This is a genomic window from Mesorhizobium sp. Ca11, from assembly GCF_020165275.1.
In the GTDB taxonomy this organism is placed as follows: domain Bacteria; phylum Pseudomonadota; class Alphaproteobacteria; order Rhizobiales; family Rhizobiaceae; genus Mesorhizobium.
Genome location: NZ_JAIUHU010000003.1, coordinates 60,576 through 77,330, shown reverse-complemented (window position 1 = coordinate 77,330; position 16,755 = coordinate 60,576). Strand labels below are relative to the sequence as shown.

Below are 16,755 nucleotides of genomic sequence, written 5' to 3'. Positions count from 1 at the left end.
CGGCAACCAGGCAGCCGCTCGCGCCTCGCTCCAGCGCACCCGGGCAGGGGCCGGATCGAAGCGATGCGGCAGGGCCGAATCAACAGAGGTCGCGCGCTTCATGCGCGCTCTTGACCATGATTTCATGACGGGCGGATGAAGCTTGTCTCGGCTGGACTTACGCAGGCACCTTGATCACGGCGCGCAGGCCGCCGAGCGGGCTGTCCTCGAGGCTGACGTCGCCGCCGTGACTGCGGGCGATGTCGCGGGCGATCGACAGGCCAAGGCCGGTGCCGCTGGCATCGAGATTGCGCGCCTCGTCGAGCCGCAGGAAAGGCTTGAACACCTCTTCTCGTTTGTCGGGCGCGATGCCCGGTCCGTCGTCGTCGATGGTCACGGTGAGCGAGCCGCGGCCATGATTGGCGTGGACCTCGACGGTCTTGGCATAGCGGAAAGCATTGCCGATGACGTTCGACAGCAAACGGGCAAAGGCGTTCGGCCGCACATGCACGGTCGGATCGCCGACCAGCGTCGTAGCGAGCTTGCAGCCGCGCAATTGCGCTTCCTCGCCGAGCTTCTGGAAATAGGTCTCAAGGTCGAAGCGGCCTGTATCCTCCGCGGACTCGCCGCGGGCAAAAGAGAGATAGCCTTCCAGCATCGACTGCATGTCGTCGATGTCCTGGTTCAGCGCGGCCTTGGTCTCGGACTTGCCGCCGGCCAGCGCCAGCTGCAGCTTGAAGCGGGTGAGAATGGTCCTGAGGTCGTGGCTGACGCCGGTCAGCATCGCGGTGCGCTGCTCGATCTGGCGCTCGATGCGCTCTCGCATCTGGATGAAGGCGAAGCCGGCGCGACGGACTTCCTCGGCGCCGCGCGGGCGGAAATCGCGCGGCATCGGTCGACCCTTGCCGAAACTCTCGGCGGCCTCGGCGAGCGTCAGGATCGGCCTGATCTGATTGCGCAGGAACGGGATGGCGATCATCAACAGCACCAGCGAGGTCCCGACCATCCAGATCAGGAAGATATGGGTGTTCGAGGCATAAGCCTGGCTGCGCCTCACGAAGACGCGCAGCACCTTGCCTTCAAGCTGGACGCGAACCTCGACGACGTTGGAGTTGCCGACGGTGTCGATCCAGAACGGACGGTTGATCTGCTTCGTGATCTCCGACGACAAGGCCTCGTCGAGGATCGAGAAGAACGGTTTGGGACCGGGCGGCGGCAGCGGGTCTGGCGGCAGCAGATCCACCTTCAACTGCATGCGGTCCTGGGCGATGCGGATGATGTTGGCGTAGTCAGCGTCGTGCGGATAGGTCTCCATCATGTCGATGACGGCCGCTATGTCCGAGATGGTCGCCTGCGACAGGCGCTGCGTGACAGTCTGCCAATGGCGCTCCATGAAGACGAAGGCGACCACCGACTGCAGCAGGATCATCGGCGCGATCACGATGATCAGCGAGCGGGCGTAAAGCCGTTTCGGCATATAGAGTGCGACCAGGCGCCAGAACCGGTTCCAGGCACGCGGCATCGCCCTCAGCGTCCGCAATGCGAGATCGCCGGGACCGCTTCCTTTTGGCTTGTCCAGTTGCGTGGTCGCCATTCGCCCTTCCGCTCGTCGATGGCCGTTCAGCAAAGGGCCTTCGACGGTAACCTATTCGACGCTGAGCCGATACCCAATACCGCGCACCGTCTGCAGCCACACCGGATTGGACGGATCGCGCTCTATCTTGCGGCGCAGCCGGTTGATCTGCACGTCGATGGTGCGCTCGCCGACATCCGATTCATCGCCCACCAGCTCATGGCGCGGTATGGTTTCGCCCGCCCGCGCGGCGAAGATCGCGAGGATCTCCTGCTCGCGGTCGGTCAGCTTAAGCGCCTCGCCGCCGCGCTTCAATTCACGCTTGGCGATCTGGAATGTGTAGGGCCCGAACACCAGTTGCTCCACCTTCGGCGTCGCCGCCGGGCCGCCACGGCGCAGAATGTTGTTGATACGCAGGATCAGCTCGCGCGGATCGAACGGTTTCGGCAGGTAATCATCGGCGCCGGCTTCCAGGCCGGTGATGCGGCTGTCGGTCTCGGACAGCGCCGTCAGCATCAGGATCGGCACGTTCTTCTCGGCCCGCAGCGCCTTGGTGAGGTCGACGCCGGTCTCGCCCGGCATCATCACATCGAGCACCAGAAGGTCGAAGTCGAGGCCGGCGAGCTTGCGCCTGGCCTCGCCGGAATTGCCGGCCACGGTGACGCGAAAACCGTTCTCGGACAGATACTGCTTGAGCAGGTTACGGATACGCGTGTCGTCGTCGACGACCAGAAGATGCGGCGCGTCATCGTCGGGCGCTGACGGATGATCGACCTTCTCAATGGTCTCCATGGTTCTTCCCCGATGTTTGCGCAGGCACAATGTCAATCTGCGCTCTTAGTTCCGGATTGACCATCGCTTCCAGAAAACGCTCGATCGTGGCGCGTTCGGTGGTTCCGGAATCCTCCAATGCCGCACGGATGCGGCGCGACTGTGGCCGCGCCAGTGCCAGGGCCAGGGCGCGACCCTTGGCGGTCGGGTAAAGCTCGCGCTGCCGGCGGTCGCGCGGACCCTGCACCTGGACGATGTGATCGGTGTCGATCAACTGCTTCAAAACCCGCGCCAGGCTCTGCTTGGTGATCTTCAGCACATCGAGCAGCTCGGCGACGGTGAGGCCCGGCCTGCGGTTGACGAAGTGCAGCACACGATGATGGGCGCGGCCGAAGCCGTAATCGGCGAGGATCTGGTCCGGGTCGGAGGTGAAATCGCGATAGGCGAAGAAAAACAGCTCGATGATGGCGAAGTCGATGCCGTCCTCATCGGCGATGGCCGTCCTGATCGGTTTTCCGGCTGCGGGGCTCGTCATCGTTTCTCCATGCGAGGCGGGAATTACGTCAGTACTATTGACGTAATTTCCGGGCAATGATAATTTTTGACAAGCTTTTCGGCGGATTGCGAACAAAAAGGCAAGAGGAAGCCGTTTTTCCGGAACTTCCTGAGTTTGCCACGGATTGAATATCCGCCTACGCTTTCAAGCATTGGCCAGCGTTTCGGATCCTGTGCGGGGCCGGTTCGAAAGGTCATAAACACAACGATTTGCGGGCGCCTGCCCGCGGGAGGTTTCCATGGCATCCGTTCCCTTCGATCAATTGGAAGGCTTCATCTGGATGAACGGCGAGTTCGTCAAATGGGCCGACGCCAAGATCCATGTGCTGACCCATGGCCTGCACTATGCCAGTGCCGTCTTCGAGGGCGAGCGCGCCTATGGCGGCCAGATCTTCAAGCTGACCGAGCACAATGAGCGCCTGCATGAATCGGCGCGCCTGCTCGGCTTCAAGATTCCCTATCCGGTCGCCGAGATCGACGAGGCCTGCCGCACGCTGTTGAAGAAGCAGGGTTTCCAGGACGCCTATGTGCGTCCGATCGCCTGGCGCGGCAGCGAGCAGATGGGCGTTTCGGCGCAGAACAACCGCATCAACTGCGCCATCGCCATCTGGCAGTGGCCGAGCTATTTCGATCCCGCGCAGAAGCTCAAGGGCATTCGGCTCGATGTCGCCGAATGGCGCCGGCCCGATCCGCGCACCGCGCCGTCCAAGTCGAAGGCCGCCGGCCTGTACATGATCTGCACGCTGTCCAAGCACGCCGCCGAGGCCAAGGGCTACGCCGACGCCATGATGCTCGATTGGCGCGGCCAGGTGGCGGAAGCGACGGGCGCCAACATCTTCTTCGTCACGGACGGCAAGATCCATACGCCGACGCCCGACTGCTTCCTGGACGGCATAACCCGCCGCACGGTGATCGGCCTGGCGAAGGACCGCGGTTTCGAGGTGATCGAGCGCGCCATCATGCCGGAGGAGCTCGAAGGTTTCGAGCAGTGCTTCCTCACCGGCACCGCCGCCGAGGTCACGCCGGTTTCCGAGATCGGTCCATACCGATTCGAGGTCGGCGAGATCGCCAAGACATTGATGAATGACTATTCCGCCGCGGTGCAGCCAAAGCATGCAATCGCTGCAGAATAGAGATAGTCACAGCTTTTTTGTGCAATAGGGGCGGTTTTCGAGCCGCCCCTTTTATTTAAGCGCGCGCGCATTTGACTTTCGAACAATTCGGCGTCTCATGATGGCGTCGGCCCGAGGAGGCTGGCGGCTATGGAGGGACTAGCTACATGGACAGCAACACGATTATTCAGATCGTTGTACAGGTAATTGCCGGCGTTATCGGTGGCCAGGCGGTTGGCGCGGCGTTCAAGCAGGCGGCGATGGGCCAACTTACCAAAATCCTCAGCGGTGCGATCGGCGGCGTCGGCGGCGCGGCCATTCTCGGCAGCCTGCTCGGCGGCGGCGGCGTTGACGCGGCAGCGGCGGCGGGCGGCATCGGCAGCGCGCTCGACCTGAAGAACCTCCTCGGCGGCGTTGGCGGTGGCGCGATACTGACCGGCATCGTCGGCGCGGTCATGAATGCGATGAAGAAATAGGTCCGGTCTTTCGGACTTTGCCATGGGCGGCCTCGGCCGCCCATTCTTTATTACCAAGCCGGCGGCTCGGCCGCCCATTCCTTTGGAAACATGGCCAGCGGCCTCGGCCGCGCATTTCCTCCCGAAGTTCGGACAATGGTGGACGAGGTTCGCCGGGCTGTCTACATCAGGGCGACACTTCGAAGGAAAAGGAATGCCATGGGTCAGCTCAATGCCGGTATCGTGCCGGTCACGCCCTTCCAGCAGAACTGCACCATTCTCTTCGACATGGACGACAGGTCGGGCGTCGTGGTCGATCCCGGCGGCGATGTCGACCAGATACTGTCGGCGCTGAAGGACAATGCCATCACCGCCGGCGCAATTTGGATCACGCACGGTCATATCGACCATGCCGGCGGCGCGATGGACCTGAAGGACGCGCTGGGCATCGACATTATCGGCCCACATGAGGCCGACAAGCCGCTGCTTACCAATCTCGAGAACCAGGCCAAACGTTTCGGCCTCACCGATCCGGTGCGCAATTGCGTGCCGGACCGTTTTCTCACCGAAGGCGAAACGGTGTCGTTCGGCAACCATGTGTTCGAAGTGCTGCATTGCCCGGGACATGCGCCGGGCCATGTCGTCTACTACAACCGGGCGGCCAAATTCGCGCATGTCGGCGACGTGCTGTTCCGCGGCTCGATCGGGCGCACCGACCTGCCCGGCGGCGACCACGCAGCGCTGATCGCCTCAATCAAGGACAAGCTTCTGCCGCTAGGCGACGACATAGGTTTCATCTGCGGCCATGGCCCGGGTAGCCGCCTTGGCGACGAACGGCGGACCAATCCGTTTCTGACCTAGGCTATGCCGATATTCAGGTGATGCCGGCCTGCGAGCGTCAGTTTCCTGCGCTTCCGGTGCTCACGTACTGTAAGTACGCTCCGCTCCGGTTCTCGGAACCCATCGCTCTCGGCTCGGCCTGACCTGAATCTCGGCATAGCCATCGTTGGCGAGTTATTCAAAAAAGCGCCGCCCAAGGGCGGCGCTTTTTAAGGTAGGGAACCTGGGTTTTCTTAATTGGCGACGCAGAAATGCTGAGCGCCGTCACTGCCGGTGAAAGTGCCGGTCCGCGAATTGAAGCTGCGGTAGCGGTCCGAGCAATACTCGTACCAGCCGCGGGTCCACGGCTCGGCGTAGCGGTCGGCATAGACGACGCGCGGCTGCTGAACATAGTAGCGGCGCACCGGCCGGTAGACATAATAATCGTCACCATAGGCCGGTTCGTAATAGCGCGGCCCGGGGTTGCTGAGCGCGCTGCCGATCAGAGCGCCGGCCGCGAGGCCGACAACGCCGGCGGCGAGGGCGTCACCGCCATGATGACGATGATGGTGCCAGCGCCAGTCGTCCGCATTGGCCGCCGAGAAGGTGGCCAAGGTGGTCGCGGCAATGCCAACACTGAGGATGGCGGTCCTGAGAAAACGGTTCATTTTCGGTCTCCTTAGCGCCGACCCGCGCGTTTTTCGGGGGATACGGACCGGCTTTAGCAAAGGTTAATAGAAGACCGTGGCTGAACGGAGGCTGAACAGAAATCGGCGTAAACGATTTTTCGAGGCCTGGGGATTTTTCGAGCCTCGGCGGTTTGCGAGGCTTGGCGATTTTCGAAGCCGGCGACCTTTCCGGACCTAGGCACAATCCGTTCCGGGGCGGGAGCGGTCCCGCCTGAAAAGCTTCCGTCGGATCCGTCGCGAGCCGGCTTAGCCGACCGACAGATTGACGGCCTTCGGACCCTTGCCGCGCTTGTCCGGCTCGGTGTCGAATGTCACTTTCTGCCCATCCTCAAGACCGGGAAGGCCCGACGCCTGCACAGCCGAGATGTGGACGAAGACATCCTTCGCGCCATCATCGGGCGTGATGAAGCCGAAGCCCTTGGCATGGTTGAAGAATTTGACGGTGCCGGTCTGCGGCATGGGAAACTCCTTTGATCCCATCAAGTCAAGTCTCGGGCCGGCAAACTGCCCGAGAGGAAATTTGTCCTTTATTTTAGCGCTATCGGCAAGAGAAAGTTTTCGCCTGCCGATCCAAGCATTTGCGCGCAAAAAAGGCGCAACCTTTTCGGTCGCGCCTTCGCAAATTCAAGCCTGTCCTGAAGCCGGTTCATGATCCTGCCGCACCATTGCATCCGCAACGATAGGCTGTTTCGGCGGATCAGGCGGCGCGCAGGTTGACCGCCTTCGGGCCCTTGCCCATGCGGTCCGGCTCGACGTCGAAGGTGACCTTCTGGCCGTCGACCAGCGTGCGCAGGCCAGAGGCCTCGATCGCGGAAATGTGGACGAACACGTCCTTGGCGCCACCATCCGGCGTGATAAAGCCGAAGCCTTTGGTGGCATTGAAGAACTTTACAGTACCGGTCTGGGCCATTGGGGAAAACTCCTTCACCCGTGTCAGTCTTGGTGGTTTGCCCGCTGCCTCGCGCCTTGGGCAAATCCCGGTGGTTGCTTCGGCGGTCATGCATTCGCGCATGGTCAAACCCCCCGCCGAAAAACGGGGTTGTCAGAGATTCACACTTATCGGGGAAAGGTCGTCCAAAACGTTCCGCTCTCCGGGTCGCAAATGCCCGAACATGATTTTTATTACACGGAAACGTGATGGTTGCAAGACGACGCTCGCGGGCGGCCAGCGGCGCGTCCAACGCTGGGCCTCGATAGACCCGGCCCTATCACCGGTCATCGGCCAGAGGCGGGCCAAGCATGGGCCAGAATGTGGGCGGCGACGACCGTTCCGTGGCTCCACAAACGATGGTTGCGTTTAACGCGCGGGATGCGAGGATACCGCGAGCCGGCATCACGCGTCGGGATGGAGGAGGGGTATATGCGGCTTCTTGCGGTGTCATGGCAGGGCGTTGTCGTTTTCACGCTGTCGGCGCTGCTGGCAGCCTGCACCGTCGTCGTCGACGATGGGCCGCGCCCGCCCGGGCCGCATCCGCAGCTCTGCACCATGCAATACCAGCCGGTCTGCGCCCGGCGCGGCGGCGACCGGCAGACTTTTGCCAATGCCTGCCTGGCCGAAAGAGAAGGCTACCGCATCATGCGAGAGGGTGCTTGCCGCGACGGCGGCGGCGGTGGTGGCGAACAAGCCTTCTGCACGCGCGAATACGCGCCGGTCTGCGCCAGGCGCCACGGGCAAGTGCGAACCTTCCCGAACGCGTGCGAAGCGCGCGCGGCGGACTATCGCATCGTCGGCGACGGCCCGTGCTGAGCAGACCGCGGTGTCCATTCGCAAGATAGACACCGCGAGGCGCGCTGACGTTTGTCTTGAATCTCTTGCCCGCATGGCTTAGGTCCGGCGGACCAACAAATACGGCAGGTTTCCCATTAACAAAGATCGCAGAAGAGCGGCAAACGCCGGTGGCAGGCCAGGTGGCTCGGCGAGCCCGCTCGATCCTTATGTGCAAAAGGCGCTGCAACTGCACCAGGCCGGCCGGCGCCAGGAGGCCGAGGGCCTCTACCGGCAGGTATTGGGGCAGCAGCCGAACCATGCCGCCGCGCTGCATTTCCTCGGGCTGCTGCTGCACCAGACCGGCAGGAGCGAGGAAGGGCTCGATCTCATCGAGCAGTCCGTGACGCTGCAGCCCCAGAATGCCGACTTCCTCAACAATATGGGCACGGTCATGCGCGATCTCGGGCGCGTCGCCGCCGCGATCGATTTCTTCCGCGGCGCGGTGGATATCCGGCCGGACCAATTGGCCGCGCGCGACAATCTCGGCTCGTCGCTGAAGCAGCTCGGACAGCTCGACGCGGCTGAGGAGATCTATCGCGGCACCATCGGCCGCAACCCGTTCCACGTCCGCGCGCGCATCGGCCTTGCCGAGACGATGCAGGAGGCCGGGCGGCTGGATGAGGCGATCAAGCTGTTTAGCGAGGCGCTGTCGATCCGGCCGAAGGACGCCGAGTTGCTCTACGGGCTTGGCGTCGCGATGATGGAGAAGGGCAAGCTCGGCGAGGCGGCCGATCTCGCCCGCCAGGCGTTTGCGATCGCCCCGAACATGTCGAAAGCCTGGCTGCTGCTCTCGCAGGTCAAGCGCCAGACCGAGCGCGACAAGGAGCTTTCCGGCATGGAGGCCGAGCACGCCAAGGCGCCGCAAGGCAGCCTCGCGCGTATGCAGCTCTCCTTCGGACTGGGCAAGGTCAATGACGACCTTAAGGATTACGGCCGCGCCTTCGACTATTTCGCCGAGGGCAATGCCATCCGCCGCAAGGCGATCGACTACGATCCCGCGCGCACGCGCGGCGAATTCGAGGCGATGAAGGCGGCCTTCGACACAGCCTTCTTCGAGAAGCGCAGGCCAAGCGGCATTTCCGACGACACGCCGATTTTCGTCGTCGGCATGCCGCGCTCCGGCACCACGCTGGTCGAGCAGATCATCGCCAGCCACCCGACGGTCTTTGGCGCGGGCGAGTTGAACATCCTGAAGACGGCCGTCGGCAAGCAGTTTCCGATGAGCATGCCGGGCGGCTTCCCCGCCGGTATCGCCGATATGCCCGACAAGGCCTTCGCTGAGGCGGGCCAGGCCTATCTCGACATGCTGCATACGCGCTATCCGGGCTACCGCCATGTCACCGACAAGATGCCGGGCAACTTCCTGCTGGTCGGCTTCCTGCACATGATGCTGCCGAAGGCCAAGATCGTCCATTGCGCGCGCGATGCGGCGGCCACGTGCCTGTCGATCTTCAAAGTGCATTTCCGCGGCGACAGCCACCGCTACGGCTACGACCTCGGCGAGCTCGCCGATTTCCATAACCTCTACACCGACATCATGGCGCATTGGCACAAGGTGCTGCCAGGCGTCGTGCATGATGTGCGCTATGAGGATTTTGTCGCCGACCAGGAAGGGCAGTCGCGGGCGCTGATGGCGTATCTCGGCCTGCCCTGGGACGACAAGGTGCTGTCCTTCCACGAGACGGACCGGCCGGTGCGCACCGCGTCCGCCGCGCAGGTGCGCCAGCCGATGTATCAGGGCTCGGTCGATCTGTGGAAGAGGTATGGGGAGCGGCTGAAGCCGCTGCTTGATCGGCTGAACTAGCACACGCGTCAGCGATTGGCCGAAGCGCCCGAACTTCGTCATCCTCGGGTCTGCGCCGCGTCGCTTCGCTCCTTGCTCCGCCCGTGGATGACGACCTGACGAGCGTCTCGGCCAATCGCAACGGATTGCGATCAGCCGACACTGGCGTTCCGTCGCTCCTCAAAGCTGGATGAATGGCTGGAAGCCGCCGAAGATCATGCGCTTGCCGTCGAACGGCATGGCGGACCAGTCCATCTTGAGACGCTCATCGGCCATCACCTTGGCCATGACCGCGTCGCGGCTCTGCCTGGACTCATAGACGACCCAGGAGAAGATGACGACCTCGTCGTCCTTCGCCTGCACGGCGCGCGGGAACGAGGTCAGCTCGCCATAGGGGACATCGTCGCCGACGCATTCGACATAGGCGAGCGCGCCGTGCTCCATCCAGACGGCGCCGGCGTTCTCGGCCATCTTCTTGTACGCATCGAGATTTGCCTTCGGCACGGCAAGCACGAAACCATCGACATAGGACATGCTGAACTCCTCTTTGTGGCGTCTCTTCCCCTGTGGGAGAAGGTGGATCGGCGCGCAGCGCCGAGACGGATGAGGGGTGCGCCAGCTCGGCGGTAACTAGCCCTCACCCCGATTGCCCCGATTTGCGAAGGGCAAATTGGGGCGATCCGACCTCTCCCACAGGGAGAGGTGGGCGGGCTCACTTCACCGGCGCGTTCATCGCCCAAGCGACGCCGAAGGGGTCTTTCACCTGGCCCCAGCGGTCGCCCCAGAACATCACCTGCAGCGGCGTGACGACCTCGCAGCCGGCATCCACCGCGCGCTGCCACCAGGCATCGATGTCGTCGCTGCCGAGATGCAGCTGCAGCGTATAGCCTTGTGCCGCCTGGTGCGGATGACCGTGTTCGGGATAGGCATCGCCCAGCATCAGCGTCGAGCCGTTGACGTAGAGATGGATGTGCATGGTGCGGCCCTTGTCGTCAGGCGGATAGGCGAACACTTCCTCCGCGCCGAAAGCCTTCTTGTAGAACTCGGCGGCCTTGATGGCGCCGTCGACCTGCAGGTAGGGGGTCAATCCGCCAAGGACCTTGGCGCGGGGCGGGGTCTGGTCGTTCATTCTCGTGTTCCTCTTCACGGGTTGATCCGGTTTTGCGACCCCAGGACGGATGAAGCGGCGGCGATCCTACATGGCCCGCGGATTATTTTTTTGAGTAGCTGGCCCAAACAGCTCGGGCGACAAGCGCGGCTGCAAAACGATCGCATCGAAAGCGACTTATATGACCTTCGCCGAGAAGGTGGCGGCGCGGCGGCTTTCCCGCGTTTCGAAAATCTCCGGAAAGCCGATGTCCTTGCGCAGCTCGGCCGGCAGCGACAGCAGGATGCGCTCGCTGCGATGACGGGCGCGCGCCTGGACGTAGCGGTTGGCAAGGCGGCCGATGGATGACAGTACTGACATGATGTCTCTCCCTGGTTGATGCCGGCATCATCGTGTCGGCATCCCAAGGACGAGGCGGCAATCGGCGATCCGACAGATCGCCCTCGATTTTTTTCAGAACACCGACGCGGCCAGCGCGGTGTCGTAATATTCCACCATCTCGATGATCTCGCCGTCGCGGACCGTCCAGAAATTGGCGGTGCGCATGATGAACTCCTCGCCGGTGGCGCGGCGCGTCATGTGGATCTCGACTTGCGCGGCGACCTTGTCGCCGCCGTCGATGAGCTCGACCGGGACAAAATGCCGGTATTCGAAGTCGTCGTCGAGCGCCAGCAGCCTGGCGAGGAATTCCTGCTTGCCGTGCGCGGTGCCGGCATGACGCGATTGCCGGGGATCGGCAATCCAGCGGAACACGACATCTTCAGCGCACCGAGACAAGGCGCCCTCGATGTCGCGATCCGCATAGGCCTGATAGAGATTGCTGACGATTTCCACTGCACGCATGGCCCATTCCCTCCATGGCTAAGCAGTTCAGCATGCGCTTTTTTTAGCAGGTGGAAAAGTATCGCCGAGCCGGCAGCAACGCCTGTTGGGCCGGCGGTGCCGGCCCGACAGAGTATCGTCTCAGCTCGGCATCTCGGCGACCGAGCGGAAGAACGCCTCCGGGTCGTCGACCTCGGTCAGCCGCCGCCTGTCGATCAGCCAGAAGCGGTTGCCGACGGCGCGGATGAAGGAGCGGTCATGCGAGGCAAGCAGGCAGCTCGCCTGATGCTTCAACAATTCGTCCTCCAATGCTTCCTGGCCGTCGATGTCGAGATGATTGGTCGGCTCGTCGAGCAGATAGAAATTGGGATGGATGAGCCTGAGCACCAGCATCATCAGCCTCGATCTCTGTCCGCCGGACAGAGCGCCGATCTTCTTCTCCTGCATCTCGATCGCGACGCCGGCGCCGGCGAGCAGCGAGCGGGCGCGATGCTCGCCGACCTCGAAGCGGCGCGAGACCATCGCCAGCGGCGTGTCGTCGCCATCGATGCCCGACAGCGCCTGATCGCTGTAACCGAGCACGGTCGACGGCGTCACCTTGATGTTCGCGACCGATCCCGGCTCGGCGATGGCGCCGCGGATCATCGCGATGAAGCGCGTCTTGCCGACGCCGTTGCGGCCAAGCAGCACGATGCGATCACCTTGGCAGATGTGGCGCTTGCCGGTCCTGAACAGCAGCGTGCCGTCAGGGGCTTCGACCGGCGCGTCCTCCAGCGTGATCAGCACCTTGGCGTGGGTGCCGCGGTTCGCCAGCTTGATCGCGCCGGCCGAACGCTCGCGATGCGCTTGTATGGCGGCATCCTCCAGCTTCTCGGCCCGTTCCTTGAGCTGCCTGGTCTTCACCGTCAAAAGGTCGCTGCCGGAATTGATGCCGATATTGTTCAACTTGGCGGCCTGTTTGCGCAACTGCTGGGCGATCTTCATGTCGCGCTCGAACTTGCGCGCCGTCGAGGCATCGAGCTCGTCGAGCGCCTGCCTGGCGCGCGAATAGGGCAGGGCGAACACCGGCGATTCTTCCGGGCGCAGGAACAGGGTACGGTTGGTGGCCGCGTCGAGGAAGGCGCGGTCGTGGCTGGCGATGATGACCGGCACATCGCGTGGCAGCGCATTGAGCCATGTTTCCAGCTGGCTGATCCTGGCGAGGTCGAGATGATTGGTCGGCTCGTCGAGCAGAAGCACGTCGGGATCGGTGACCCAGACGCGGGCGATCAGCGCCAGACGCTGCCAGCCGCCGCTCAGCGCGCGCATCGGCCGGCCGCGCATGTCTTCCGGCACCTCGAGCGAATCCAGCACGACATCGACGCGCCAGAATTCGCTGTCGCGCTGTTCGGGCGGCAAGGCATCGGCGACGACGTCATGGAAGCTGCGGCCGAGGAATGTGTCAGGGATGGATTGCTCAACATGGCCGACGCGCAGGCCGCGCGACCGGGTGATGTCGCCGGTGGTGGGTTCGAACGCGCCGGTCAGGCATTTGAGAAGTGTGGACTTGCCACGACCATTGGCCGCGACGATGCCGAGCCGGTCGCCAGCGCCGATGATGAGGTCGAGGTTGGAGAAGAGCGGCGCACTCATGGTGACGCCGAGAGATTTGAGGCTGATCAGGGCCATGTCGATTTCTCTGGTCTGTCCGGAAAATCCGGCTCAATGCACTTTGACGGTGCGCCCCTAGGCCATCAGGCCAGGTTCAGCGGCACCACGAAGGGCAGACCAAAAATCGAAGCGGGAAAATCCGGACCGTCCTGGTCAGCCCTGCAAGCAAGCTCGCAGGGCACAGACAGGGCCGCGCTGACGGTGGTGACAGTGGTTCACGCAGCCCTCCTTTCCAGATGTTCGAGTTGGGAATTGGGTACACCGGGGGAGGGGCGGAGGCAAGGTGCGCCTTTCCCTTCTCCCCTTGTGGGAGAAGGTGGATCGGCGCGAAGCGCCGAGACGGATGAGGGGTGTTCCAGCGGAGTGGGACGGCCGCGACCTCTTCGCTGGACAAACGGTGTCGCCAAGCTGGAGCACCCCTCATCCGTCGCCTTCGGCGACACCTTCTCCCACACGGGGAGAAGGAAAAGATGCTACTGCCCCGGTCGTCCGGTCTTGCCCGGCCGGCGTTTTTGACGCCGCTCGTCGCCAGGGTCCTCGTAGGAACCGATGCCGGCTCGCTGGCGGACGATCGGCTTATCGTCGCGTTCCTTCGCGCCCGTCCTGCCGGACATCTCCCCCACAAGGGGGGAGATTGGCTGCGGCTTCGCCGGCTTCTTGCCCTCGACCGGTTTCTCGGTGCGGCGCACCGTCATCTCGTCGAGCGAGTTCTTGCGGAACAACGGCTTGGCCCGCTCGCCCGGAATGCCGAAATCGGAACCGTGCGCTTCCTGCGCGCTCTGCTTCTTGAACAGCGAACGCGAGACCGCGCCGGCGGGGGTCGTCATGTCGGTGCCGGGCCCCATGTCGTCGATCGACGGCTTGGCGAAGAGCGGCTTCTTCACCGGCACGGCGCCGTCCGCGCCCATCTCGTCCAGATGCGGCTTGCGGAAGAGGTTGGGCCGGGCAGCCTTTGCCGCCTCCTCGGCGGCACGTGCCTCATCGAGCTTGCGGAAGCGCTCCTGTTCCTCGACCGTGCGATGCTTGGCCACGCCCTTGTTGTGCTTGCCCTTTTCGCGGCCTGAGGCAGGGCTTTGGCCTTCCACCTCGCGCGCCAGCGGATCGTCGGAGATGGCAAGCTCCATCTCGCGCAGCCGCTTGATCTCGTCGCGGACGCGAGCCGCCTTCTCGAAATCGAGATTGGCGGCGGCGTCGCGCATCTGCTTGTCCAGCGCCTCGAGGTGCGTCTTCAGATTGTTGCCGATCATCGCCCCGGCGTCGTCGGTGAACTGCGAGATGTCGGCGCGGACATGGTCCTTCTCGTAGACCGAGTCGAGGATGTCGGCGATGCGCGACTTGACCGATTCCGGTGTGATGCCGTTGGCGGCGTTCCACTCCATCTGCTTCTCGCGGCGGCGGTTGGTCTCGGCCATCGCCCGTTCCATCGAGCCGGTGATCTGGTCGGCGTAGAGGATGACCTTGCCGTCGACGTTGCGGGCGGCGCGGCCAATGGTCTGGATCAGCGAGGTCTCAGAACGCAGGAAACCTTCCTTGTCGGCATCGAGAATGGCGACGAAGCCGCATTCGGGAATGTCGAGGCCCTCGCGCAGCAGGTTGATGCCGACCAGCACGTCGAAGGCGCCGAGGCGCAAATCGCGCAGAATCTCGATGCGCTCCAGCGTGTCGATGTCGGAATGCATGTAGCGGACGCGGATGCCGTTCTCGTGCAAATATTCGGTGAGGTCCTCGGCCATGCGCTTGGTCAGCACGGTGACCAGCGTGCGATAGCCGGCCCGGGTCGTGTCGCGGATCTCGCCGACGACGTCGTCGACCTGGCTCTTGGCCGGACGCACCTCGACCGGCGGATCGATCAGGCCGGTCGGACGGATGACCTGCTCGGCGAAGACGCCGCCGGACTGGTCGAGTTCCCAGGCGCCCGGCGTCGCCGAAACCGCCACCGACAGCGGGCGCATGGCGTCCCATTCCTCGAAGCGGAGCGGCCGGTTGTCCATGCAGGAGGGCAGGCGGAAACCATACTCGGCCAGCGTCGCCTTGCGGCGAAAGTCGCCGCGATACATGCCGCCGATCTGCGGCACGGTGACGTGGCTTTCGTCGATGAAGATCAGCGCGTTGTCGGGCACATATTCGAACAAGGTCGGCGGCGGGTCGCCGGGCTGACGTCCGGTGAGGTAACGCGAATAGTTCTCGATGCCGGCGCAGGAGCCGGTCGCCTCCAGCATCTCCAGATCGAAGCGCGTGCGCTGTTCCAGCCGCTGCGCCTCCAGCAAACGGCCAGCCTTTTCAAGCTCTTGCAGGCGATGCTTGAGCTCCTCCTTGATCGACTTGATAGCTTGGTTCAAGGTCGGGCGCGGCGTCACGTAGTGCGAGTTGGCGTAGATCTTGACGCTCTTCAGCTCGCCGGTCTTCTGGCCCGTGAGCGGATCGAACTCGGTGATCTGTTCGATCTCGTCGCCGAACATCGAGATGCGCCAGGCGCGGTCTTCCAGGTGGGCGGGAAAGATCTCGATGGTGTCGCCGCGCACGCGAAACGAGCCGCGCACGAAGTTGATGTCCTGGCGCTTGTATTGCTGGGCGACGAGGTCGGCGAGAAGCGAGCGCTGGTCGAGCCGGTCGCCGACCTGCATCTGGAACGTCATCGCCGTGTAGGTCTCGACCGAGCCGATACCATAGATGCAGGACACGGAGGCGACGATGATGACATCGTCGCGCTCGAGCAGCGAGCGGGTCGCCGAGTGGCGCATGCGGTCGATCTGCTCGTTGATCGAGGATTCCTTCTCGATATAGGTGTCCGTGCGCGGGACGTAGGCTTCCGGCTGGTAATAGTCGTAGTAGGAGACGAAATACTCGACCGCGTTCTCGGGGAAGAATTTCTTGAACTCGGCATAGAGCTGCGCGGCAAGCGTCTTGTTCGGCGCCAGGATCAGGGCAGGGCGCTGCGTCTCCTCGATCACCTTGGCCATGGTGAAGGTTTTGCCCGAGCCGGTGACGCCGAGCAGCACCTGGGTGCGGTCGTTCCGCTCGACGCCTTCGACGAGGTCCTTGATGGCTGTCGGCTGATCTCCGGCGGGCTCGAAATCCGAGACCATCTTGATGGCGATGCCGCCCTCAGACTTTTCCGGGCGGGCCGGACGGTGCGGCGTCCACAGCTGACCGTCCTTGTGCAGCGGATTGCCGGATTCGATCAGCGCCGACAGCGCCGCGACCGTCGCGGTGACGCCGCCGGACGAAACCGACTCGGCATCCTCCAGGCTGATGTCGAGGCCGGCCACAGGGTTGAGGCCGGCGGCCGCGCGCTCCTTCGCCGAGGCAGCGCCGCCCATCGAGGTGCCGCGCGCGGTGCGCCCGGGCGCCGACGAGCGCTCGGGTATCTTCTTCGGCGCTTTTGCCTTCGGCTGCTTTTCAGCTTCACGCTCGATCTGCCCGGCCCAATCGGAGATCGAGCCGGTCAGCGGCGCGCCGGAAAAGTCGGCCTGCGGCGCTTCCGCGAAGCCGCCGGGCTCCAGCGGCTCGGCGGCATCGAGGAATTCGGTCAGCGGGCTGCGCCGCTTCGGCGCGCCATCTTGCGAAGGCGTCTTCTTGTCAGGATGTCTGGCCATGGCCCGAATATGGGAGGACTCGGCCGAAATGGAAAGAGCGGAGTGAAAGGGCTCCGGCCGCGCTTGGACGCTGCT

At 63.7% G+C, this 16,755-nt stretch carries 17 protein-coding genes; 5 read left to right on the top strand and 12 right to left on the bottom strand.

Annotated elements, in window-relative coordinates:
* Positions 1-157: 157 nt before the first annotated feature.
* From LB538_RS06735 to LB538_RS06725, 3 genes are read right to left on the bottom strand one after another with little or no spacing between them, the layout of a single operon-like run.
* Positions 158-1,573, bottom strand: coding sequence for an ATP-binding protein (locus LB538_RS06735; RefSeq protein WP_224531195.1), 1,416 nt, complete (start codon positions 1,571-1,573; stop codon positions 158-160).
* A gap of 51 nt (positions 1,574-1,624) precedes the next feature.
* Positions 1,625-2,344 carry a response regulator gene (locus tag LB538_RS06730; RefSeq protein ID WP_095766537.1) on the bottom strand — a complete coding sequence of 240 codons (720 nt, stop codon included), beginning with the start codon at positions 2,342-2,344 and terminating at the stop codon, positions 1,625-1,627.
* Positions 2,331-2,858 (bottom strand): MarR family winged helix-turn-helix transcriptional regulator, encoded by a 528-nt coding sequence (locus LB538_RS06725; RefSeq protein ID WP_140647554.1) that lies wholly within the window; start codon positions 2,856-2,858, stop codon positions 2,331-2,333. Before LB538_RS06725 ends, LB538_RS06730 begins: the two co-directional genes overlap by 14 nt.
* Before the next feature lie 259 nt (positions 2,859-3,117).
* Between LB538_RS06725 and LB538_RS06720 the strand changes: the two genes are divergently transcribed.
* The 3 genes from LB538_RS06720 to LB538_RS06710 all read left to right on the top strand — a co-directional run bounded on the left by LB538_RS06720 (position 3,118) and on the right by LB538_RS06710 (position 5,306).
* Positions 3,118-4,011 carry a branched-chain amino acid aminotransferase gene (locus LB538_RS06720; protein WP_224531198.1) on the top strand — a complete coding sequence of 298 codons (894 nt, stop codon included), beginning with the start codon at positions 3,118-3,120 and terminating at the stop codon, positions 4,009-4,011.
* A gap of 146 nt (positions 4,012-4,157) precedes the next feature.
* The gene (locus LB538_RS06715; RefSeq protein WP_095766540.1) at positions 4,158-4,466 is read left to right on the top strand and encodes a hypothetical protein; all 309 of its coding nucleotides are present in this window, start codon (positions 4,158-4,160) and stop codon (positions 4,464-4,466) included.
* Between the two features lie 198 nt (positions 4,467-4,664).
* Complete coding sequence (locus LB538_RS06710) at positions 4,665-5,306, top strand: MBL fold metallo-hydrolase (RefSeq protein ID WP_224531202.1); 642 nt, start codon at positions 4,665-4,667, stop codon at positions 5,304-5,306.
* Positions 5,307-5,518: 212 nt separating this feature from the next.
* Here the strand turns inward: LB538_RS06710 and LB538_RS06705 are convergent, their stop codons facing one another.
* From LB538_RS06705 to LB538_RS06695, 3 genes are all read right to left on the bottom strand, one after another.
* The gene (locus LB538_RS06705; RefSeq protein WP_095766542.1) at positions 5,519-5,932 is read right to left on the bottom strand and encodes a BA14K family protein; all 414 of its coding nucleotides are present in this window, start codon (positions 5,930-5,932) and stop codon (positions 5,519-5,521) included.
* 267 nt (positions 5,933-6,199) lie between these two features.
* Positions 6,200-6,412 (bottom strand): cold-shock protein, encoded by a 213-nt coding sequence (locus LB538_RS06700; RefSeq protein WP_008877668.1) that lies wholly within the window; start codon positions 6,410-6,412, stop codon positions 6,200-6,202.
* A 238-nt stretch (positions 6,413-6,650) separates the two neighbouring features.
* The gene (locus LB538_RS06695; protein ID WP_006202520.1) at positions 6,651-6,863 is read right to left on the bottom strand and encodes a cold-shock protein; all 213 of its coding nucleotides are present in this window, start codon (positions 6,861-6,863) and stop codon (positions 6,651-6,653) included.
* Positions 6,864-7,313: 450 nt separating this feature from the next.
* Here LB538_RS06695 and LB538_RS06690 point away from each other — a divergent pair, with 450 nt between their 5' ends.
* Complete coding sequence (locus LB538_RS06690; RefSeq protein ID WP_224531204.1) at positions 7,314-7,700, top strand: Kazal-type serine protease inhibitor domain-containing protein; 387 nt, start codon at positions 7,314-7,316, stop codon at positions 7,698-7,700.
* A gap of 190 nt (positions 7,701-7,890) precedes the next feature.
* Positions 7,891-9,525, top strand: a complete 1,635-nt coding sequence (locus LB538_RS06685) for a tetratricopeptide repeat-containing sulfotransferase family protein (RefSeq protein WP_224531207.1) — start codon at positions 7,891-7,893, stop codon at positions 9,523-9,525.
* Positions 9,526-9,684: 159 nt separating this feature from the next.
* Here the strand turns inward: LB538_RS06685 and LB538_RS06680 are convergent, their stop codons facing one another.
* The 6 genes from LB538_RS06680 to uvrB all read right to left on the bottom strand — a co-directional run bounded on the left by LB538_RS06680 (position 9,685) and on the right by uvrB (position 16,680).
* Positions 9,685-10,038: a DUF1428 domain-containing protein gene (locus tag LB538_RS06680; RefSeq protein WP_095766545.1), complete on the bottom strand. Its 354-nt coding sequence runs from the start codon at positions 10,036-10,038 to the stop codon at positions 9,685-9,687.
* 178 nt (positions 10,039-10,216) lie between these two features.
* The gene (locus LB538_RS06675; RefSeq protein WP_095766546.1) at positions 10,217-10,633 is read right to left on the bottom strand and encodes a VOC family protein; all 417 of its coding nucleotides are present in this window, start codon (positions 10,631-10,633) and stop codon (positions 10,217-10,219) included.
* 156 nt (positions 10,634-10,789) lie between these two features.
* Positions 10,790-10,972 carry a hypothetical protein gene (locus LB538_RS06670; RefSeq protein WP_095766547.1) on the bottom strand — a complete coding sequence of 61 codons (183 nt, stop codon included), beginning with the start codon at positions 10,970-10,972 and terminating at the stop codon, positions 10,790-10,792.
* A gap of 93 nt (positions 10,973-11,065) precedes the next feature.
* Positions 11,066-11,455: a nuclear transport factor 2 family protein gene (locus tag LB538_RS06665; RefSeq protein ID WP_224551622.1), complete on the bottom strand. Its 390-nt coding sequence runs from the start codon at positions 11,453-11,455 to the stop codon at positions 11,066-11,068.
* A gap of 120 nt (positions 11,456-11,575) precedes the next feature.
* Complete coding sequence (locus tag LB538_RS06660) at positions 11,576-13,102, bottom strand: ABC-F family ATP-binding cassette domain-containing protein (RefSeq protein ID WP_224531213.1); 1,527 nt, start codon at positions 13,100-13,102, stop codon at positions 11,576-11,578.
* Between the two features lie 455 nt (positions 13,103-13,557).
* Positions 13,558-16,680: an excinuclease ABC subunit UvrB gene (uvrB, locus tag LB538_RS06655; RefSeq protein WP_318011880.1), complete on the bottom strand. Its 3,123-nt coding sequence runs from the start codon at positions 16,678-16,680 to the stop codon at positions 13,558-13,560.
* Between the last annotated feature and the right edge of the window lie 75 nt (positions 16,681-16,755).